The 20,274-nt window shown below is 68.0% G+C and carries 17 protein-coding genes; 10 read left to right on the forward strand and 7 right to left on the reverse strand.

Features of this window, described 5'->3' with window-relative positions; translation table 11 throughout:
* Positions 1 to 18 precede the first annotated feature (18 nt).
* The gene (locus J7U46_RS17585; protein WP_282828162.1) at positions 19 to 603 is read right to left on the reverse strand and encodes a hemerythrin domain-containing protein; all 585 of its coding nucleotides are present in this window, start codon (positions 601 to 603) and stop codon (positions 19 to 21) included.
* Between the two features lie 121 nt (positions 604 to 724).
* Between J7U46_RS17585 and tkt the strand changes: the two genes are divergently transcribed.
* The 4 genes from tkt (at position 725) to J7U46_RS17605 (ending at position 7,150) form a co-directional block, all read left to right on the forward strand.
* The gene (gene tkt / locus J7U46_RS17590) at positions 725 to 2,755 is read left to right on the forward strand and encodes a transketolase (protein ID WP_282828164.1); all 2,031 of its coding nucleotides are present in this window, start codon (positions 725 to 727) and stop codon (positions 2,753 to 2,755) included.
* A gap of 104 nt (positions 2,756 to 2,859) precedes the next feature.
* Positions 2,860 to 3,864: a hypothetical protein gene (locus J7U46_RS17595; protein ID WP_282828166.1), complete on the forward strand. Its 1,005-nt coding sequence runs from the start codon at positions 2,860 to 2,862 to the stop codon at positions 3,862 to 3,864.
* 115 nt (positions 3,865 to 3,979) lie between these two features.
* Entirely contained in the window at positions 3,980 to 4,978 is a 999-nt protein-coding gene (gap, locus tag J7U46_RS17600; RefSeq protein WP_282828167.1) for a type I glyceraldehyde-3-phosphate dehydrogenase, read from the forward strand.
* A gap of 150 nt (positions 4,979 to 5,128) precedes the next feature.
* A complete protein-coding gene (locus J7U46_RS17605) occupies positions 5,129 to 7,150 on the forward strand; it encodes a S8 family serine peptidase (RefSeq protein WP_282828169.1) in 2,022 nt (673 codons plus the stop codon).
* On the opposite strand, the gene J7U46_RS17610 is transcribed toward J7U46_RS17605, so the two are convergent.
* Genes J7U46_RS17610 through J7U46_RS17620 form a run of 3 tightly spaced genes read right to left on the reverse strand, consistent with a single transcriptional unit; the run spans position 7,133 to position 9,208 of the window.
* Positions 7,133 to 7,843 carry a hypothetical protein gene (locus tag J7U46_RS17610; protein WP_282828171.1) on the reverse strand — a complete coding sequence of 237 codons (711 nt, stop codon included), beginning with the start codon at positions 7,841 to 7,843 and terminating at the stop codon, positions 7,133 to 7,135. The two genes, J7U46_RS17605 and J7U46_RS17610, sit on opposite strands and share 18 nt — an antisense overlap.
* The gene (locus J7U46_RS17615; RefSeq protein ID WP_282828173.1) at positions 7,843 to 8,715 is read right to left on the reverse strand and encodes a biotin--[acetyl-CoA-carboxylase] ligase; all 873 of its coding nucleotides are present in this window, start codon (positions 8,713 to 8,715) and stop codon (positions 7,843 to 7,845) included. The genes J7U46_RS17610 and J7U46_RS17615 overlap by 1 nt, the downstream gene beginning before the upstream one ends.
* Before the next feature lie 19 nt (positions 8,716 to 8,734).
* Positions 8,735 to 9,208: an SET domain-containing protein-lysine N-methyltransferase gene (locus J7U46_RS17620; RefSeq protein WP_282828175.1), complete on the reverse strand. Its 474-nt coding sequence runs from the start codon at positions 9,206 to 9,208 to the stop codon at positions 8,735 to 8,737.
* A gap of 120 nt (positions 9,209 to 9,328) precedes the next feature.
* Between J7U46_RS17620 and J7U46_RS17625 the strand changes: the two genes are divergently transcribed.
* Genes J7U46_RS17625 through J7U46_RS17640 form a run of 4 tightly spaced genes read left to right on the forward strand, consistent with a single transcriptional unit; the run spans position 9,329 to position 16,192 of the window.
* Positions 9,329 to 11,953 carry a DNA topoisomerase III gene (locus J7U46_RS17625; protein ID WP_282828177.1) on the forward strand — a complete coding sequence of 875 codons (2,625 nt, stop codon included), beginning with the start codon at positions 9,329 to 9,331 and terminating at the stop codon, positions 11,951 to 11,953.
* A 52-nt stretch (positions 11,954 to 12,005) separates the two neighbouring features.
* Positions 12,006 to 13,850 carry an ATP-binding protein gene (locus tag J7U46_RS17630; RefSeq protein WP_282828179.1) on the forward strand — a complete coding sequence of 615 codons (1,845 nt, stop codon included), beginning with the start codon at positions 12,006 to 12,008 and terminating at the stop codon, positions 13,848 to 13,850.
* Positions 13,851 to 13,896: 46 nt separating this feature from the next.
* The gene (locus J7U46_RS17635) at positions 13,897 to 14,877 is read left to right on the forward strand and encodes an AEC family transporter (protein WP_282828181.1); all 981 of its coding nucleotides are present in this window, start codon (positions 13,897 to 13,899) and stop codon (positions 14,875 to 14,877) included.
* A 43-nt stretch (positions 14,878 to 14,920) separates the two neighbouring features.
* Positions 14,921 to 16,192, forward strand: a complete 1,272-nt coding sequence (locus J7U46_RS17640) for a glutamate-5-semialdehyde dehydrogenase (protein WP_282828183.1) — start codon at positions 14,921 to 14,923, stop codon at positions 16,190 to 16,192.
* Positions 16,193 to 16,208: 16 nt separating this feature from the next.
* Here the strand turns inward: J7U46_RS17640 and J7U46_RS17645 are convergent, their stop codons facing one another.
* Positions 16,209 to 17,780: a DUF4139 domain-containing protein gene (locus J7U46_RS17645; protein ID WP_282828185.1), complete on the reverse strand. Its 1,572-nt coding sequence runs from the start codon at positions 17,778 to 17,780 to the stop codon at positions 16,209 to 16,211.
* Between the two features lie 44 nt (positions 17,781 to 17,824).
* On the opposite strand from J7U46_RS17645, the gene queC reads away from it, so the two are divergent.
* Complete coding sequence (queC, locus tag J7U46_RS17650) at positions 17,825 to 18,565, forward strand: 7-cyano-7-deazaguanine synthase QueC (RefSeq protein ID WP_282828187.1); 741 nt, start codon at positions 17,825 to 17,827, stop codon at positions 18,563 to 18,565.
* Entirely contained in the window at positions 18,562 to 19,101 is a 540-nt protein-coding gene (locus J7U46_RS17655; protein WP_282828188.1) for a LemA family protein, read from the forward strand. The genes queC and J7U46_RS17655 overlap by 4 nt, the downstream gene beginning before the upstream one ends.
* A gap of 1 nt (position 19,102) precedes the next feature.
* Here J7U46_RS17655 and J7U46_RS17660 read toward each other — a convergent pair whose 3' ends face one another.
* Positions 19,103 to 19,525, reverse strand: coding sequence for a BLUF domain-containing protein (locus tag J7U46_RS17660; protein WP_282828190.1), 423 nt, complete (start codon positions 19,523 to 19,525; stop codon positions 19,103 to 19,105).
* A 20-nt stretch (positions 19,526 to 19,545) separates the two neighbouring features.
* Positions 19,546 to 20,262, reverse strand: a complete 717-nt coding sequence (folE, locus tag J7U46_RS17665) for a GTP cyclohydrolase I (protein ID WP_282828191.1) — start codon at positions 20,260 to 20,262, stop codon at positions 19,546 to 19,548.
* Between the last annotated feature and the right edge of the window lie 12 nt (positions 20,263 to 20,274).

Below are 20,274 nucleotides of genomic sequence, written 5' to 3' on the forward strand. Positions count from 1 at the left end.
CCGCACGAATCCAGGGCCTCAAAGCGCCGGTCCGACGCCGATCGGTGCGGGCAGGGCCGCAACGATCTTGCGGAACAGGTCCTGGTACTCCGCGCCCGGCGCGTGACCGGTGAAGGGGTCGCGGTTGGCTTCGAAGGCCGCGTCCAGTTCTGCCCAGTCCTCGGCGCTGAGCACCTGCAGCGCCAGCGGCAGGATCTCCCGCTCCTCAAGCTCCATGTGCCGCAGGTAGGCGTCCACATACCGATGCAACTGCCGTTCAAAGGCGTCGCGACGCACGACGCCGAGCATCTCGAACCCGAGCAAGCTGTGCTCGAGATCGCGCACGGCCCGTTCGCCGCGCGCATGGTCCTGATCCAGCCGGTCGAGGATGTCGCGGACCCCGGGTACGCGTGCGCGTAATTTGGGGAATAGCAACTCGCTCTCCTTCGGGTGATGCAGCCGCTCGGGGAACTCGTCGACATAGAACAGCATGGCGCGCAGCGCTGCGAAATCGGGCAGGCGGTCGTGGCGGCGATGTTCGGCCAGCAGCAGGGGAATGGAGCGCAGCATGGCGGCGAGGGCACGATGCTCATCGCGGATCACGCGCAGGGTCAGCGGGTTCATGGCGCTAGCCTGCGCCTGCGCGTGCCACCCGGCTTTGCCCTGGATCAAGCCACGGAATCGAGGTCCGCAGCGGTCCACGTAAAATGCCGGGTTTACCCCACAACTTCCACCTCCGCACACCATGGCCGACACCGCTGCCCGCACCACCACCTTGATGGCCAACGCCATCCGCGCACTGGCCATGGATGCCGTGCAGGAAGCCAACTCCGGCCACCCCGGCGCGCCCATGGGCATGGCCGAGATCTCGGTGGCGCTGTGGGCCCGCCATCTGCGCCACAACCCGGCCAATCCGCACTGGGCCGACCGCGACCGCTTCGTGCTGTCCAACGGCCACGGCTCGATGCTGATTTATGCGCTCCTGCACCTGACCGGCTACGAGCTGCCCATCGGCGAGTTGAAGAACTTCCGCAAGCTGCACAGCAAGACCCCGGGCCACCCCGAAGTGGGCATCACCCCCGGCGTTGAAACCACCACCGGCCCGCTGGGCCAGGGCATCACCAATGCCGTGGGCCTGGCGCTGGCCGAGAAGCTGCTGGCCAAGGAATTCAACCGCGAAGACCACGCCATCGTCGACCACCACACCTACGCCTTCCTGGGCGACGGCTGCCTGATGGAAGGCATCAGCCACGAGGCCTGCGCCCTGGCTGGCGCCTGGAAGCTGAACAAGCTGATCGCCATCTACGACGACAACGGCATCTCCATCGACGGCCAGGTCCAGCCCTGGTTCATCGACAACACCGCCCAGCGCTTCCAGGCCTATGGCTGGAACGTGATCGGCCCGGTGGATGGCCACGACGTCAATGCGGTGGACACGGCCATCGCCAAGGCCAAGATGAGCGAGACCAAGCCCACGCTGATCATCGCCAAGACCACCATCGGCAAGGGCAGCCCCAACCGCGCCGGCACGGCCAAGGCGCACGGTGAGGCCCTGGGTGCCGAAGAAATCAAGCTGACCCGCGAAGCCCTGGGCTGGGAGCATGCGCCCTTCGTCGTGCCCAAGGAGGTGTACGAGGCCTGGGACGCCAAGACCGAGGGCGCCAACCTCGAAGCCGATTGGGACGCTCAGTTCGACGCCTATGCCGAGGCCTTCCCTGAGCTGGCGGCCGAGTTCACGCGCCGCATGGCGGGCGTGCTGCCGGCCAACTTCGCGCAGACCGCTGTCGACGCTGTCGTCAAAGCTCACACCGAAGCGCAGACCGTGGCCAGCCGCAAGGCCAGCCAGCTGGCGCTGGAAGACTTCACCGCCGCCCTGCCCGAGCTGCTCGGGGGCTCGGCCGACCTGACCGGCTCCAACCTGACCAACACCAAGTCCACCCCGGCCCTGCGCTTTGACGCAGCCGGCGTGCCCAATGGCGGCCGCCACATCAACTACGGCGTGCGCGAGTTCGGCATGGCCGCCATCATGAACGGCGTGGCCCTGCACGGCGGCTACATCCCCTACGGCGGCACCTTCCTCACGTTCAGCGACTACAGCCGCAATGCGATCCGCATGGCCGCGCTGATGAAGCAGCGCGTCATCCATGTGTTCACGCACGACTCCATCGGCCTCGGCGAAGACGGCCCGACCCACCAGTCCATCGAGCATGTGGCCTCGCTGCGCCTGATCCCCGGCCTCGACGTCTGGCGCCCGGCCGACACCACCGAGACCGTGGTCGCCTGGACCATGGCCATCGGCAATGCCCAGCGCCCCAGCGTGCTGGCCCTGTCGCGCCAGAACCTGCCCTACGCGCCGAAGACGGCCGTGGACGACATCGCCAAGGGCGGCTACGTGCTGGCCGAACCGAGCGAAGTGGGCCTGAAGAAGAAGGCGCAAGCCGTCATCATCGCCACCGGCTCCGAAGTGCAGCTGGCCCTGCATGCGCAAGCCCAGCTGGCCAAGAGCGGCATCGCCGTGCGCGTGGTCTCCATGCCCTCGACGACCGTGTTCGACCGCCAGGACCGCAAGTACAAGTCCTCGGTGCTGCCGGAAGGCGTGCCGCGCGTGGCCGTCGAGATGGGCGTTAGCGACTACTGGTGGAAGTACGGCTGTGCCGCCGTCGTCGGCATCGACAGCTACGGCGAGTCAGCCCCGGCCCCGGTGCTGTTCCAGCACTTCGGCTTCACGCCGGAGAACGTGGCCGATACGGTGCGCGTGGTCCTCAAGAAGGGGTAAATCCCGAGTCGATCGGCGAACTTTCCCGGGGCGGCAGCGGCGCATCGCTCAGAATGCGCCCTGCAAGCGGCCTGCCCATGGCCGCGTCCAGGGAGTTCCTACCGATGATGAAGACCAAGCTCGGGCGCCTCCTGGCGCCCTGGTTGGCGGCCTGCGCGCTGCTGGTGCTTGTGCAGGGGCCGGCCGCCGCCGCGACCTTGCTGCCGGACCCGGCCGCGGCCCAGTTGCTGAGCTGCCTGAGCCGGCGCGAGAAGCCGCCGAGCTACCCCTCGGGCGACGAGCGGCGCCACACCGGCCTGCTGCGGGTCCAGCTGAAGTTTGTGGCACCCGACAAGCCGCCCCTGGTCGAACCCCTGGCCAATACCGCCAGCGAGTCCATGCAGGACGTCGTCTACGACTACCTGCGCAGCTACCGCCTGCCCTGCATGGCGCCGGGGCAGGAGCCGGTGGTGGCGGTGCAGGAATTTCGCTTCGACCGCGATCCCGGCAGCCTGCATGCGCTGGAGCAGCGGCCCGAGCTGGCCGCCAGCTGCCTGGTGATGCCGCGCCAGGGCCCCGAAGGCATTTCCTCCTACATCGAGCAGAAGGTGTCCAAGGTGCTGGTCGTGGCCAGCTTCGAAGGCGACGGCAGCGAGCCGCCCAAGGTCGACATCATCTATTCCAACGGTTCGAGCCGCGTCGAGGGGGTGGTGCGCGACTACGTGGCCAGCTACCGCATGCCCTGCCGGCGCGCGGGTGACCGGCCCTACCGTTTCCAGCAGAGCTTCATCCAGACCCTGGGCAATGCCAAGCCGGCGGGTTTCCGCCAGCGCGAGGTCGATCTGCCCAACTTCCTGGCCAGCCTGAAGGACATCGCCAAGCAGACCGTCAGCTTCGACTTCAAGACCATGTCCTGCCCCTTTGCGCTTGAATGGATCTCGATGCAGCCGGCGCGCGCCAACCAGGTGCGCGAGCTGGGGCGGCGCGACCCGAACCGGGCCATCTTCCTGGCCTGGCTGGCCTCGCAGGAGCTGAAGTTCTCCGGCCGCGTGGTCGAGCAGCTGATGGGGGAAACGCTGCGCATCGAAGTGCCTTGCGGCTACCTCCAGCTGCCGGCCAATGCGTCCTGACGGCTCCTTGTAACCGGGGAGCTCCCGCCGACCGGGTATCCTTGCGGCTTCGCCGTCCCGGGCGCCTGACGCACCGCGGGGCCGCAAGAATTCTCAATACCCTGGAGCTTTCCTCATGACGATCAAGATCGGTATCAACGGCTTCGGCCGCATCGGCCGCATGGTGTTCCGTGCCGCCATCGCCAACTTCAAGGACGTGGAAGTCGTTGGCATCAACGACCTGCTGGAGCCCGATTACCTGGCCTACATGCTCAAGTACGACAGCGTGCACGGCAAGTTCGACGGTGAAGTCTCGGTCGACGGCAACACCCTGATCGTCAATGGCCAGCGCATCCGCCTGACCGCCGTGAAGGACCCGAGCGAGCTGAAGTGGAACGAAGTCGGCGCCGACATCGTCGTCGAGGCCACGGGCCTGTTCCTGGACAAGGCCAGCGGCGAGAAGCACCTGGCCGCCGGCGCCAAGAAGGTGGTGTTCTCGGCCCCGTCCAAGGACGACACGCCGATGTTCGTCTACGGCGTCAACCACAAGACCTACGCCGGTCAGGCCATCATCTCGAACGCTTCCTGCACCACCAACTGCCTGGCCCCGCTGGCCAAGGTGCTGAACGACAAGTGGGGCATCAAGCGCGGCCTGATGACCACGGTGCATGCCGCCACCGCCACCCAGAAGACCGTCGACGGCCCGAGCAACAAGGACTGGCGCGGCGGCCGCGGCATCCTCGAGAACATCATTCCCTCGAGCACCGGCGCTGCCAAGGCCGTGGGCGTGGTGATCCCCGAGCTGAACAAGAAGCTGACCGGCATGAGCTTCCGCGTGCCGACCAGCGACGTGTCGGTGGTCGACCTGACCGTCGAGCTGAACAACCCGGCCACCTATGCCGAGATCTGTGCCGAGATGAAGTCGCAGTCGGAAGGCGCGCTGAAGGGCGTGCTGGGCTACACGACCGACAAGGTCGTCGCCACCGACTTCCGCGGCGACTCGCGCACCTCGATCTTCGACGCCGAGGCCGGCATCGCCCTGGACTCCACCTTCGTGAAGCTGGTGTCCTGGTACGACAACGAGTGGGGCTATTCGAACAAGGTGCTGGAGATGGTGCGCGTCGTCGCTGCCTGATCAGCGTCCTCGCTGCCTCTGAAAAGCCCCGCTCTGCGGGGCTTTTTCATTGTGTCGGTCAAGCGTGGAAGCGATTGCCTTTCTTCACAGTGGGCTGCGAGCTGCGCTCCTACACTGCGGGCATTGCGAACAAGCTCCCGAGGCGTTTCGATGAAATCCGCTACCAAGCAACTGCTGGCCTGTCTGGGCCTCGCCTTCACGTTCAGCAGCGCGAGCCACGCGGCCACCGAGGAATCGGCCCGTGTGATCGTGCGCTTCAAGGCCCAGGCGCCCAGCGTCAAGCTGCGGGCCCTGGCGGCCAACGCCCGTGAATCCGATGTGCGCCAGATCGTCGAGTCGCGGGCCCGCAGCCTCGGCCAGCGTGTCGGCCGCAACCTGATTGGCGCACGCAGCCTGGACGAGCGCACCCATGTGATGCTGGCCTCGGGCATCAGCTCGGCCGAGCTGGCCAAGCGCCTGGCCGCTGACAGCGAAATCGAGCTGGTGGCGGTGGATCACCGCCGCCGCGCTTCGGCCTTGCCGAATGACCCGCTCTACGTGACCGGTCGCGGCGGCCTGCCGGCCGTGGGCCAGTGGTACTTGAAGCCGCCGGGCAATGGTGTGGTGTCCAGCGTCAATGCGCCGGCGGCCTGGGACATCACGACCGGCAGCGCCTCTGTGGTGGTGGCCGTGCTCGACACCGGCGTGCGCCTGGACCATCCGGACCTGGCCGGCAAGCTGCTGCCTGGCTACGACATGATCGGCTACGCCTTCCCGGGTTCGGCCGAGGCCATTGCGACGGCCAATGATGGCAATGCCGCAGACGGCGATGCCAACGATCCGGGCGACTGGGTCTCGCAGGCCGACATCACCGGTGGCAAGCTCGGCAGCAGCTGTACGAGCGACGACATCAGCAACAGCAGCTGGCACGGCACGCGCGTCGCCGGCCTGATAGGCGCGGCCAGCAACAACGGCCGGGGCATTGCCGGCATGGCCTGGGGCAGCATGATCCTGCCGGTGCGGGTGCTGGGCAAATGCGGCGGCTACGACTCCGACATCCTGGCCGGCATGAAGTGGGCGGCCGGCATCTCCGTGCCCTCGGTGCCCACCAATCCCAACCCGGCCCGTGTGCTGAACATGAGCCTCGGCGGCGCCGGCAGCTGTGCCGCCACGGATTCGACCGGCGCGCTCTACCGCTCGGTGATCAACGACATCATGGCCAAGGGCGCCGTGGTCGTGGCCGCCGCCGGCAACAGTTATGGCAAGGCGGTGGACATTCCCGGCAACTGCCCGGGCGTGATCGCCGTCACCGGGCTGCGCCATGCCGGAGACAAGGTGGCCTTCTCGGCCCTGGGCAGCGAGGTCACGATCAGCGCGCCGGGCGGCAACTGCGTCAACACCAGCAGCAACCTGCCCTGCCTGTATCCGATGCTGAGCCTGACCAACAGCGGCACGACCACGCCGGTGGCGGGGGACGATGCCTACACCGATGGCCAGGTCTCCTACGGCACCAGCTTCTCGGCGCCCATCGTGGCGGGCACGGCGGCGCTGATGTTCTCGGTGCGGCCGACGCTGACGGTGGCGACACTGACCGATCTCATGAAGAACACCACGCGCGCCTTCGTCAAATCGGGCGGGGCCGATGGCGCGCCCCGTTGCGTGGCTCCCAGCACCACCGATCAGAACGAGTGCTACTGCACGCTGAGCACCTGTGGCGCCGGCATGCTGGACGCGGCCATGGCCGTGGCCGCTGCGGCAGCGCCCTCGGGCGTCACGGTGCAGGCGAGCAACGCGGCCAGCCTGTACTCGGGCCAGTCCGGCACGCTGACGGCCACGGCCAGCGGCCTGCCGGCGGGTCGCACGGTGGCCGGCTACAGCTGGGTGATCCTGGACGACGGTGGCATCGTCACCACCTTCAGCTCGGGCAGCAATGCCGCCTCGGCCACCGTGACGCCCACGGGCACCGGCAGCTTCGTGGCGCGGGTGACGGTGACCGACAACCTCGGCGCCGTGTATGCCGGTGCGGCCACGAGCTTCAATGTGACGACGGCGCCGGTGGTGGTGACCCCGCCGGCCACCTCGAGCGGCGGCGGCGGCGGTGGTGGAGCGACCAGCCCGCTGTGGTTGCTGGGCTTGGTGCTGGCCGGCTTGCTGCTGGGCCGGTCGCGCTCCGCTTCAGCGGCTCGCAGCTGAAGCGACTGAAGCGGCGGAGGCTGCGGCCACGCCGGCCGAGGCCACGCAGCTCGTGAGGCCGGGCCCGCCGAACTCTCGGGCGGCCAGCGTGCGCAACTGGGCTTGCAGGGCGCCATCGGCGGCCTCGAAGCGCAGCTTGTGGCTGGCTTCAGCCTTTTGCAGCTGCAGCACGCGCAGACCCTTCAGCGCACGTTGCGAGAAGGCCTCCAGTGCCGCCTCGGCGGCTTTCTCGGAGGCATGGCGGCTGAGCAGCAGGCTGGGCTGCTCCTCGGGCATGCCGGGCAGGGGCTCGTAGGGCACCTTGAGGCGCTTGTAGGTCTCTTCCTTGCGCTCGCGGAAATCCTTGCTGGTCAGCTTGATGGTGACCACGCCCCATTGGCCGGCCTGCGCGTCGTCGGCCTTCAATTCGTAGCTGCCCGGCGCGATGCCGGCACGCTCCAGCGAGCTTTGCACCTGCTGCAGCGCGGCCTCGCCCTTGACCGGGCCGATCTCGATGCAGGCCGTCAGCTGCAGCGCGGCGGCGGCCTGCGGGTTCAGGAGGCTGATGCGCTCCGGCGTCTTGGCCTTTTGCAAGCGCTCGGGCTCGCGTTCGCCGCTGGCGCGCACGCCGGTCACGCCGTCCAGCCAGCCCTGGGTCCAGGAGAAGAAGGCCGCATTGGCCAGCAAGAGCAGAACGAGCAGGGCACGCAGCATCAGTGAGGTTCCTCGGGGGCGAATCGGACCGTGACCTCGCCGCCGCTGATCACCTGAGGCGCGCCGCTGCCGGTCTGCATCAGCAGCTCGCCCTCTGCATTGACGCCGGCGCCCAGGCCTTCGAGGCCGCCGGCGCTGATCAGCTGGCCGCGCAGCAGGTCGCGGCGCTGGTAGGCCGGCAGCTGCGGGGCTAGGCCTTGCGCCGCATAGCCGGCCAGCAGGCTGACCAGGGGGCGGGCCAGCAGGGCCAGCGCGCGCGGGGCGCTGATGCCCGGATAGAGCTCGTCCAGGCTGGCAAAACCGGTGGCAAAGGCATGGCCCTCGACCGGCTTGCCCTCGGCCAGGATGTTGAGGCCGATGCCGATGATGACCATGCGCTGGCCGCCTGTGGGCACCGTTTCGATCAGGATGCCGCCGAGCTTGCGGCCGTCGAGCCAGAGGTCGTTGGGCCACTTGAGGCCGATGCGCAGCGCGCCCTCGGTGGGCGGCTCCAGCGCGTCGGCCAGCACCGTGCCCACGGCCAGCGACAGGCCGGCCGTGTCGGCCAGGGCCATGGGCAGGGCCAGCGAGAAGGTCAGCGAGGCACCGGGGCTGGCGATCCAGCTGCGGCCCATGCGGCCACGGCCTTGGGTCTGGTGCTCGGCCACCAGCAGGCAGGGCTGCAGGTCATGGCTGCGGCGGGCCTGGCCGCGTGCGCTGCTGGCTCCGCTGGCGTGCTCGTCGCCGCTCTGGCGCAGGCGCTCCAGCAGCTCGGTGTTGGTAGAGCCACAGCGGGCCAGCACCTCGATGGAGAGGCCCGGCAGCAGCGGTTCGAGTTCCTGCCAGAGCGCTTCGGCGCTCCAGTTCAGGTGTGCGGCTGGGCTTGGGTTCATCGGGGTGGTCTGGATGGTCTCAGCGTTTGGGCGCCAGCATCGTGCCACGGCAGACGGCGCTGCCGCAATGGCAGGCGAACTGCTTCTTCAGCTTGGGCGTGTAGCGCTCTTCGATGACAAGGCCGTAGTCATAGAACAGCTCCTCGCCCGGCAGCAGGTCGCGCAGCGCCTTGATGAAGACCCGGCCCTCCGGCGTTTCTTCGGCCTCGCAGTTCGGGTCGCAGCTGTGGTTGATCCAGCGCGAGCTGTTGCCGCCGAAGAGGGCGTCGATGACCTGGCCGCCCTCGATGTGGAAGTAGAAGGTGTGGTCCGGCTGCTTGGGATCGTGCGGGTGGCGGCGCAGCGCCTCGGGCCAGTCGATCCTCTCGCCGGTGTACTCGATGATGGTTTTGCCGGCCTCGATCTCGGCAACGGCATAGACTCCGCGCCCATGGACCCCTGATTGCCTGACCTGGATGCGGCGGGAGGTTTTCGGGGCGGCGTCTTGCGTCATCGAGTCTTGTGGTTACATTGAATTCATGGGTGTGCGTGCGCGTAGGCGCGCGTACGCGAGGCCGGATTGTAGGCAGCGTCGCCAAGGGTGCCGCTGTGCTGTCGTAAAAATGAAAGAGTCATGAGCAAGTCACTGATCATTGCCGAGAAGCCCAGCGTGGCCCAGGACATCGTGCGCGCGCTCACGCCCACCGCGGGCAAGTTCGAGAAGCACGACGAGTACTACGAGAGCGAGGGCTACGTGGTCAGCTCGGCCGTGGGCCACCTGGTCGAGATCAAGGCGCCGGAAGAATTCGACGTCAAGCGCGGCAAGTGGAGCTTCGCCAACCTGCCGGTGATCCCGCCGCACTTCGACCTGAACCCGATCGACAAGAGCAAGGGCCGGCTCAACGCCCTGGTCAAGCTGATCCGCCGCAAGGACGTCACCAGCCTGATCAACGCCTGTGACGCGGGCCGCGAGGGTGAGCTGATCTTCCGTTTGATCCTGCAATACGCCGGCACGGCCAAGGCTGCGATCACGAAGCCGGTCACGCGGCTGTGGCTGCAGTCGATGACGCCGGCCGCGATCCGCGAGGGCTTCGAGAAGCTGCGCAGCGACGCGCAGATGCTGCCGCTGGCCGATGCCGCACGCTGCCGCTCCGAGGCCGACTGGCTGGTGGGCATCAACGGCACCCGCGCGATGACGGCCTTCAACTCACGCGACGGCGGCTTCTTCCTGACCACCGTGGGCCGGGTGCAGACGCCGACGCTGTCCATCGTGGTGGAGCGTGAAGAAAAGATCCGCAAGCACATCTACCGCGACTACTGGGAAGTGCGCAGCACCTTCGACGCGCAGGCCGGCCAGTACGAGGGCAAGTGGTTCGACCCCAAGTGGAAGAAGAACCCGGAAGACGCCGAGCAGCGTGCCGACCGTGTCTGGACCAAGGCGGAAGCCGATGCCATCGCCTCGGCCGTCAAGGGCCAGCCCGCTTCGGTCACCGAAGAAAGCAAGCCCAGCAACCAGGCCAGCCCCGGCCTCTACGACCTGACCACGCTGCAGCGCGAGGCCAACTCGCGCTTCGGTTTCTCAGCCAAGACCACGCTGTCGCTGGCCCAGGCCCTGTATGAAAAGCACAAGGTCCTGACCTACCCGCGTACCGACTCGCGCTACCTGCCCGAGGACTACCTGGCCGTGGCCAAGCAGACGGCCGAGATGCTGGCCGACGAGGGCGGCCTGCTGGCGCCGCATGCCAAGACGGCGCTGCAGAACGGCTACATCAAGCCCCTCAAGAAGGTCTTTGACAACGCCAAGGTCTCGGACCACTTCGCCATCATCCCGACGTTGCAGCCGGCCAAGGGCCTCAACGAGATCGAGGCCAAGCTCTACGACCTGGTGGTCAAGCGCTTCCTGGCCGTGTTCTTCCCGCCGGCCGAATTCCAGGTCACGACCCGCATCTCCACCGTGAAGGCGGCAGGCAAGGAATTCGCCTTCCAGACGAACGGCAAGGTGCTGGTGAAGCCTGGCTGGTTGGCCATCTACGGCAAGGAAGCCCAGAACGACGACAGCGAAGCCAGCGGCGTCAACCTCGTGGCGGTGCAGCCGGGCGAGATGGTGGCCACCGAGAGCGTGGACGTGAAAGCCCTGCAGACCAAGCCACCGGCCCGCTACAGCGAAGCCACGCTGCTCTCCGCCATGGAAGGCGCGGGCAAGCTGATCGACGACGACGAGCTGCGCGAAGCCATGGCCGAGAAGGGCCTGGGCACGCCAGCCACGCGCGCCGCCACCATCGAAGGCCTGATCACCGAGAAATACATGATCCGCGAAGGCCGCGAGCTGATCCCCACGGCCAAGGCCTTCCAGCTGATGACGCTCTTGCGCGGCCTCGACATCGAAGACCTGACGAGACCTGAGCTGACCGGCAACTGGGAGCAGAAGCTGGCCGAGATGGAGAAGGGCCGCCTCGGCCGCGATGCCTTCATGGCCGAGATTGCCGCGATGACCGAGAAGGTCGTGCGCAAGGCCAAGGAGTACGACCGCGACACCATCCCCGGCGACTACGCGACGCTGAAGACGCCCTGCCCCAAGTGTGGCGGCGTGGTGAAGGAGAACTACCGCCGCTTCACCTGCACCGGCAAATCGGGTGATGCCGAGGGTTGCGGTTTCTCCATCGGCAAGATCCCGGGCGGCCGCAGCTTCGAGCTGCACGAAGTCGAACAGTTCCTGGCGAACAAGAAGATCGGCCCGCTGGAAGGCTTCCGCTCCAAGGCGGGCTGGCCTTTCACGGCCGAGTTGGCCCTGGTGTTCGACGAAGAGATCCAGAACTGGAAGCTGGAGTTCGACTTCGGCGAGGACGCCAAGAAGGCCGAAGGCGATGGCGAGCCGGTCGACTTTGGCGCGCAGACGCCGCTGGGCGCCTGCCCCAAATGCCAGGGCCGCGTGTTCGAGCATGGCAGCAACTATGTTTGCGAGCATGCCGTCGGCGCGAGCGTGAGCTGCGACTTCAAGAGCGGCAAGATCATCCTGCAGCAGCCCATCGAGGCCGCGCAGATGGAGAAGCTCTTGGCCACCGGCAAGACGGACCTGCTGGAGAACTTCGTCTCCAACAAGACCCGTCGCAAGTTCAAGGCCTTCCTGGCCTATGACAAGAAGGCGGGCAAGGTGATGTTCGAGTTCGAGCCCCGTGCCGCGAAGACGGCGGGCAAGGCGCCGGCTGCCAAGAAGGCCGCCGCCAAGAAGACGACGGCCAAGGCGGACAAAGCGGCGTGATCCGCCGCTTGCCTGCACAATCCGCGCAGCCGTTCAGCTTCTGGAGCCGTTCTTGATCGGACCCACGACCAGCCTGCAGACCCGCCTGACCGCCGGCATCGCGCTGGCGGCCGCTTTGCTGGTGACGGCCGTGGGCTGGTACTGGACCGAGCGAGAGGAGCAGGAGCTGACCCAGGCCCTGCAGCGCCGCCAGGGCCGCATGGCCGAGCTGGCGGCACGCGGGTTTGCCGGCCCGATCTGGAACCTGGACACGGCGGCCGTCACCAATCTCCTCGACGCGGTGATGGCCGAGCCCGAGGTCCATGCCATCGAGCTGAATGCGGTGGGCGTGGACGCCGAGCCCACCACGCGCGTGCGCGAGCGCGAGGCCGTGCGGCCGCTGACGGTGGAGTTCGACATCGTCCACCAGGCCGCGCCGCAGGCGGCGCCGGCCAAGGTCGGCAGCGGCCGCCTCACCTACACCCGCCAGTACGTGGCTGAGGCCGTGGCGCAGTCGCGCCGCTTCGTCGCCAGCATCCTGGCCGCCGTGTTGCTGGCCGTCATCGCCACCAGCGCGCTCTTGATACGCCGCCTGGTCAAGCTGCCGGTCTCGCAGCTGGGCGCCGTGGCTCAGCGCGTGGCCGAGGGCGAACTCGGCACGACCACGCCGGTGGTGCGCCGCGACGAGATCGGCGTGCTGACCGAGCAGTTCAACAGCATGAGCCGGCAGCTGCAGCGCTCGGCCGAGGTGCTGCGTGCCAGCGAAGAGCGCTACCGCAGCCTGTTCGAGAACGCGACCATGGGCATCTTCCAGTGCGACGCCCGTGGCCGCCTCTTGCGCCTGAATCGATCGCTGGCCCAGATGCTGGGCTATGCCCGGCCCGAGCAGGTGCTCGACCATTCGCACAGCCTGCGCCGCCTGGCCCGCATCGAGCTGCCCGAGTACCGCCGCCTGGCTGCCGCCCTGCTGCGCCACAAGCTGCTGACCCAGGTGCCGCTCCTGATCACCACGCACGACGGCCAGCAGCGCTGGGTCGAGCTCAGCGCCCATCTGGTGCCCGATGCGGCCGGCCCGCGCATCGAAGGCATGCTCAGCGACATCAGCGAGCGCCGTGCCGCCGAGCAGGAGCTGACCCGCCACCGCGACCACCTGGAAGAGCTGGTGGCCGAGCGCACCGCCGAGCTGAGCCAGGCCAAGCTGCGCGCCGAGGCGGCGAGCCAGAGCAAGAGCCGCTTCCTGGCGACGATGAGCCACGAGTTCCGCACGCCGCTGAACGCCATCCTCGGCTTCTCGCAGCTCCTGCAGATGGACCCGAGCCTGAACGCCAGCCAGATCGGCAAGGTCAACCTGATACGCGATTCCGGCGACCACCTGCTGAGCCTGATCACCGATGTGCTGGACATGGCCAGCATCGAGGCCGGCCGCGTGCGCCTGCAGAGCGAGGCCCTGGACCTGCGCGCGCTGCTCGAGGTGGCCTGCGATGCCGTGCGCCTGCGGGCCGAGGAGAAGCAGCTGCGCCTGCAACTGGACCTGCATGCCGAGCTGCCCAGCCGCGTGCGCGCCGACGGCCAGCGCCTGCGCCAGGTGCTCCTGAACCTGCTGTCCAACGGCGTCAAGTTCAGCGATGCCGGCGAGGTGCGCCTCAGCTGCGCGCCGGTCTGGCAGGGCGAGGGCCAGGTGCGCCTGCGCTTTGAGGTCAGCGACACCGGCATCGGCATCGAACCCGAGCAGCTGGAGCGCCTGTTCCAGCCCTTCGAGCAGGTCTCCGAGGATGCGCGCCGCCTCGGTGGCACGGGCCTTGGCCTCTCGATCAGCCAGCAGCTGGTGCGCCTGATGGGCGGCCAGATCGCGGTGCAGAGCGAGCGCGGCCAGGGCAGCCGCTTCTGCTTCGAGCTCGAGGTGCCGGTCTCCGCCTGACGCCTGCGCAAGCGGACACCAAGCCTCGGCCGGCATACTCGCCGCCATGTCCTGGATGGTCTTCTACAAGCTGCTGGCGATCTTCATCGCCGTGGCCATAGGCTGGTTCGTCGGCCGCATGCGCTGGCTCGGTGACGCGCAGGCGGGTGGCACGGGCGGCGACCCGGCAAGGGTGCTGTCCAACGCGGCCTTCTACCTCTTTGTGCCGGCCCTGCTGTTCCGCACGACGGCGCGGGTCGACTTCGCGGTCATGCCCTGGCCCACGCTCTTGGCCTTCTTCGTGCCGGTGATCCTCTTGATGCTGGCCGTCTATGCCTGGCAGCGCTGGCGCGGCCAGGGCACGGCGGCGATGCCGGCCACGCAGGCCATCACCACGGTGTTCGGCAACACCTTGCAGGTGGGCGTGCCGGTGGCGGCCGGCGTGTTCGGCGAGACTGGCCTTGCCATCCACATCACCGTGGTCAGCCTGCATGCGCTGACGCTCTTGACCGTGCTGACCTTGCTGGTCGAGCTGGACCTGGCCCGCGAGCGCTCGCGCGATGCGCCGGCCAGCCTGATGGGCACGCTCAAGACCACGCTGCGCAACACGGTGATCCACCCGGTCGTGCTGCCGGTGGTGGCGGGCCTGGCCTGGAACGGCCTCAACCTGCCCTTGCCCGCCGTGCTGGACGAGGTGCTGGCCACGCTGGGCACGGCCGTCGTGCCGCTGTGCCTGACCCTGATCGGCATGTCGCTGGCCTATTACGGCTGGCCGGCGCGCTGGCGCGGCATGCTGGGCCTGGTGGCCTTGAAGCTGCTGGTGCTGCCGGCCACCGTGCTGGTGCTGGCGCACTGGGGCCTCGGGCTCAGCGGGCAGCCGCTGGCGGTGATCGTGATGCTGGGCGCGCTGCCGGTGGGCTCGAACGCGCTGATCTTTGCCCAGCGCTACCGCACGCTGGAGGGCGAGACCACGGCGGCCATCGTGCTCTCCACCGTGCTGTACGTGCTCACCGCGCCTTTGTGGCTGGCGCTGCTGGCCTTGCTGTGAGGCGAAGCGCCGCCCGGCGCCCATCGCCGAGAATGGGCGCACGATGAGCACCGATCTGAACGCCTACATGGACGGCCTGGGCGCCGCCGCCCGCACCGCCGCTACCGCGATGGCCGCCGCCTCCACCGCCGCCAAGAACCAGGCCCTGCTGGCGTTGGCCCGGCGCCTGCGCGAAGCCGGCACGTCCTTGTCGGACGCGAATGCCCGCGACCTCGCCGCCGCTGCGGGCCTGGACGCGCCCATGCGCGACCGCCTGAAACTCGACGCCAAGACCCTGGCCACCGTGGCCGAAGGCTGCGAGCAGATCGCTGCCATGCCCGACCCCATCGGCGAGATCACCGCCGTCAAGCGCCGGCCCTCGGGCATCAGCGTGGGCCAGATGCGCGTGCCGCTCGGCGTGTTCGGCATGATCTACGAGAGCCGACCCAACGTGACCATCGAGGCCGCGTCGCTGGCCATCAAGAGCGGCAATGCCTGCATCCTGCGCGGCGGCTCGGAGGCCATTCACTCCAACCAGGCACTGGCCCAGTTGGTCGGTGATGCGCTCGAGGAAGCCGGTCTGCCGCGCGAAGCCGTGCAACTGGTGGGCACCACCGACCGCGCCGCCGTCGGTGCCCTGATCACCCTGCCAGAGTACGTGGACGTGATCATCCCGCGTGGTGGCAAAGGGCTGATCGAGCGCATCAGTGCCGAGGCCAAGGTGCCGGTCATCAAGCACCTGGACGGCAACTGCCACAGCTATGTCGATGCCGAGGTTGACCTCGACCTGGCACTGAAGGTTGTCGACAACGCCAAGACCCAGAAGTACAGCCCCTGCAATGCGACCGAGTCGCTCTTGGTGCATGCGGTGCAGGCGGCGGCTTTCCTGCCGCGCATCGGCGCCGTCTTCGCCGCCAAGGGCGTGGAGATGCGGGGCTGCCCGCGCAGCCTGGCCCTGCTCGGCCCCATCGCCGGCGCCAAGCTGGCCGTGGCCACCGAGGCCGACTGGGACACCGAGTACCTGGCGCCCGTCATCAGCATCAAGCTCGTCGACTCGCTGGACGAGGCGATCCGGCACATCAACCGCCATGGTTCGCACCACACGGACGCGATCCTCACGACGAATCACCCGAACGCCATGCGCTTCCTGCGCGAGGTCGACTCGGCCAGCGTGATGGTCAATGCCAGCACCCGCTTCGCCGACGGCTTCGAGTACGGCCTCGGCGCCGAGATCGGCATCTCCACCGACAAGTTCCATGCCCGCGGCCCGGTGGGGCTGGAGGGCCTGACTTCGATGAAGTGGGTGGTGCTGGGGCAGGGCGAGGTCAGGGTCTGACCGCGCCCTGAAGGGCTCAGCGCAGCCCGCCGATCCGCGCGTCCTTGGGATAGCTGATCACATAGTCGGCCGTCAGCTTCAGCTGCTGCCCCGGCGGGAGCTCCAGCGTCCATGCGACGACGCCGGGCTGCTTGCGCCAGCTGTCTTCGGTGGGCTTGGGGTCGAACTGGGCTTGCACGCGGATGTCTTCGTGGCGGGCCACCGGCGAGGGTTCCAGCACTTGCACGGTGAAGGCCTTCTTGTGCAGGTTTTCGATGCGGTAGACATGGCCGCGCTTCTGTTCGGCGCGGCTGCCGATGAAGCCGGCGCTGCCGGCATTGCGGGCCTCGGGGTCGGCGCTCACGCGCACCAGCTCGTCGCGGCCGAAGGACAGGTCGATCAGCTCTTCGCTGCCGAACTGCAGCCGGCCCTGGCCCATGAAGGCGCCATCGCGGAACAGCTGCAGCTTGCCCGCCGGCCACACACCGGCCGGGCGCTTGCTCTCGGCCACCAGATAGGCCGCCGTTTCCTGCTGCGGCTGGGTGCGCGCCAGCAGCCGGGTTTCGAGTGCTGTGCTGCCGAGGCTCAGCGCGATGCGCTGGTTGTCGGCGTTGACGCTGCTGCGCCCAGGCACCTCGAATTCCGTCGCGAACTCGCCCTGGAACACGCTCACGTCGAAGCTCACATCGGCCTGCTGCACGCGGCTGCCGCTGACTGCGACCTTGGCCTCGGCAACAGGCGCTGCCGCATACATCGCGACCGGCGGTGCGCTGGCGGTAACCACGGGCGGCAGGATGTCCAGCGTCCACGGCCGTGGGGGCGTGATGCCCGTGGCCTGGCGCGGCTGGGCCGTGGAGAGGCGCAGCTTCACGTTGCTCCAGTCTTCGCCGCTGGTCTGCGCGACTTGCGCATGGCGCTCCAGCAGGACCTTGCCGGTGTCGGTGTCCAGCAGAGCCCGGTAGACCGGCTCCCAGCCGGCGAAGGGCGTGCGGTAGCTGAGGTGCAACTCGGTGTCGGCGCGGGCGCTCAGGCGGATGGTGACGGTTCGCAGCTGCGCATTGGCCTGCTGCTGGCGATCCAGCTCGGCGCGCAGCGGGGCCAGCGCACGCTCGAGCTCCTCCTTCTTGCGCTGCAGGGCCTGCTGCTTCTGCAGGCTGTCGAGGCCGCTCTTGCGCAGGGTCTCGGCGGTGCCGGCAATCGGCGTTGCGCTGCCCCGGCTGTCGCCTTCGCCATAGCGCTTCAGGTAGCCGAGGGCCAGCTCATGGGCCTGGATCTCGGCGTTGACGCCGGCCTGGTTGTCCTCAAGCTCGCGCAGGCGCAGCTCCAGGGCCGAGTTGGCGCATTCGGGCAGGGCGGCGCGAGGCAGGGTCTGCACGCTCACCTCGCCGATGGCCACACCCTCGCCCCGGATCTGCAGCGACTCGGGGTCGAAACGTGCGCCCAGGCAGCTGAGGCGCAGCTCGCGGGCCCCGGCCTTGACCGCAGCCACCCGGTCGACGGTGGCGCCGCCGGGGTAGATCAGCACCTGGTCGATGCGCGAGGTCTGGGCCTCGGCCAGCATGGGTGCGAGCAGTAGCGCCAGCTGGGCCGGCAGCATGCTTTTGTTCATGGTCATCTCCCTGTTGAAGTGGAGGGCAACATAACATGCGGGCCATGAGCACGCTTCCCAAAGACACGCCGCCGCAAGCCAACAGCGGCCGCAAGGCCCTGGTGCTGTTTTCCGGCGGCCAGGACTCCACCACCTGCCTGGCCTGGGCGCTGGAGCGCTATGCCGCTGTCGAGACCCTGGGCTTCGACTATGGCCAGCGCCACCTGGTCGAGCTGGAATGCCGCCAGGATGTGTTGCGCGAGCTGAAGGCCCGCTTCCCGCAATGGGCAGGGAAGCTTGGAGACGACCATCTGCTCGACCTGTCCCTGCTGGGCCAGATTTCCGAGACGGCGCTGACCAGCGAGCGCGCCATCGAGATGCAGGCCAATGGCTTGCCCAACACCTTCGTGCCGGGCCGCAATCTTTTGTTCCTGAGCTTTGCCGCCACGCTGGCGTACCGGCGCGGCGCCTCGGTGCTGGTGGGCGGCATGTGCGAGACCGACTACTCCGGCTACCCGGACTGCCGCGACAACACGATCAAGGCCCTGCAGGTGGCGCTGAGCCTCGGCCTCGACACGCCGATGACGCTGGAAACGCCGCTGATGTTCATCACCAAGGCCGAGACCTGGGCCTTGTCCGAGCAACTGGGCGGTCCGGCCCTGAACGAGCTGATCGTCGAGCACACGCACACCTGCTACCTCGGCGAGCGCAAGACGCGCCATGCCTGGGGCTATGGCTGCGGCAACTGCCCGGCCTGCGAGCTGCGGGCGCGGGGCTTTGCCGAGTTCATGCAGGGCAAGAAATGATTACGTGGTTCGGTTGGGGTCTGATTGCGCTGGTGTTCTTCTGGGCCATCGGCGCCTACAACCGGGTGATGAAACTGCGTGGTGCCATCGGCAAGGCCTTTGCTCAGCTGGACGAGCACCTGACGCGCCGGGCCGAGATCTGCGACAAGCTCTGCGAGCTCTTGCGGCCGTTGCTGCCGGCCGAGCAATCGACCTTCGACACCCTGGCCGCTTCGCAGGCCGAGGCTCAGCAGCTGGCGGCCGAGGTGCGCGCCAAGCCGCATGCGGCCGACCCGGTGGCCAGCCTGGCCGTGGCTGCCGCCGTGCATGCGGCGGCGCTGACCCGGCTGACCTCGATGCTGGAGCACCACGCCGAGCTGCGCGAGCATGCTGAGCTTTATGTGCTGCAGGACGAGCTGAAGCTGGTGGAACGCCAGCGCGCCTTCACGCGCCAGCTCTTCAACGAGGCCGTGCGCCAGTACAACGCGGCGGTGCGGGAGTTCCCGACGCGGCTCTTGACCGGCTTCTATGGCTTCACGGAAGCCCGGTCGCTTTGAGTCAGTTGCAGACGATAGCGCCGGTGTTGACCAGCTCGTGGAACAGCGCCATCAAGGCCTTGCCGCTCATCGCATAGGGATCAAGCTTGGCCGTTGCGCAGTACTTCAGCACCAGGGCCGGGTTGAGCCGGTGCAGGTTCACCGAGCCCATGGTCCAGCCGGCGAAGTGGCGCTCGGCGATTTCTTCGTAGCTGAGCAGCACCACGTCGCGGTGGCGGGCGTCGGCCACGATGTGCTTGTAGCGGGCATTGACCGCCTCGCGGCCGCCTTCCAGCACCTGGATGAAGACGCCATCGCTGAAACAGAGCAGGCCGGTCAGGCCCTCGGCCGGGTTGTGCGCGCGCGATTGCTTGAGGATGGTGTTCAGCTCGGCATCGCCCACGGGGGTGGCGGCACGGCTGGCATAGAGAAGGCGGACGAGCATGGGGGACTCCGGGACTCTGATTACTTTTTGCTGAGCAGCGACAGGAATTCGCGACGCAGGTTCGGGTCTTTGAGGAAGGCCCCGCGCATCACGCTGTTGGTCATCATGGACTCGCTGTCCTTGACGCCGCGCCAATGCATGCAGAAGTGGTCGGCTTCCATCACCAGGGCCAGGCCGTCGGGCTGCACGCGCTCCTGCAATTCGTTCGCGAGCATGGTGACGGCCTCCTCCTGGATCTGCGGCCGGCTCATGATCCAGTCGCACAGCCGCGCGTACTTGGACAGGCCGATCAGGTTGGAGTGCTCGTTGGGCAGCAGGCCGATCCAGACCCGGCCCATGATGGGGCAGAGGTGGTGCGAGCAGGCACTGCGCACGGTGATCGGGCCGACGATCATCAGCTCGTTCAGGCGGCTGACATTCGGGAACTCGGTGACCGCAGGCGCCGGCTGATACCGGCCGGCAAACACCTCGCGTACGAACATCTTTGCGACGCGCTTGGCGGTTTCCTGGGTGTTGTGGTCGCTGTCGGTGTCGATCACCAGGCTGCGCAGCACTTCCTGCAGCTTGGACGCGACCTCGGCCTGGACCTCATCCAGCTCGCCTGCGCGCACGAAGGCGGCGATGTTGTCGTTGGCGTGGTGGCGGCAGCCAGCGCTGACCAGGCGGTAACGGATGCGCTCGGAGGCAGAGAGGCCGGCGGGCACGTCTTCATCAAGGGCTTCGGGGGCTCCGGTCATGTTGGGCTCGGT

This window comes from Pelomonas sp. V22 (assembly GCF_030014915.1).
GTDB lineage: Bacteria > Pseudomonadota > Gammaproteobacteria > Burkholderiales > Burkholderiaceae_C > JAUASW01.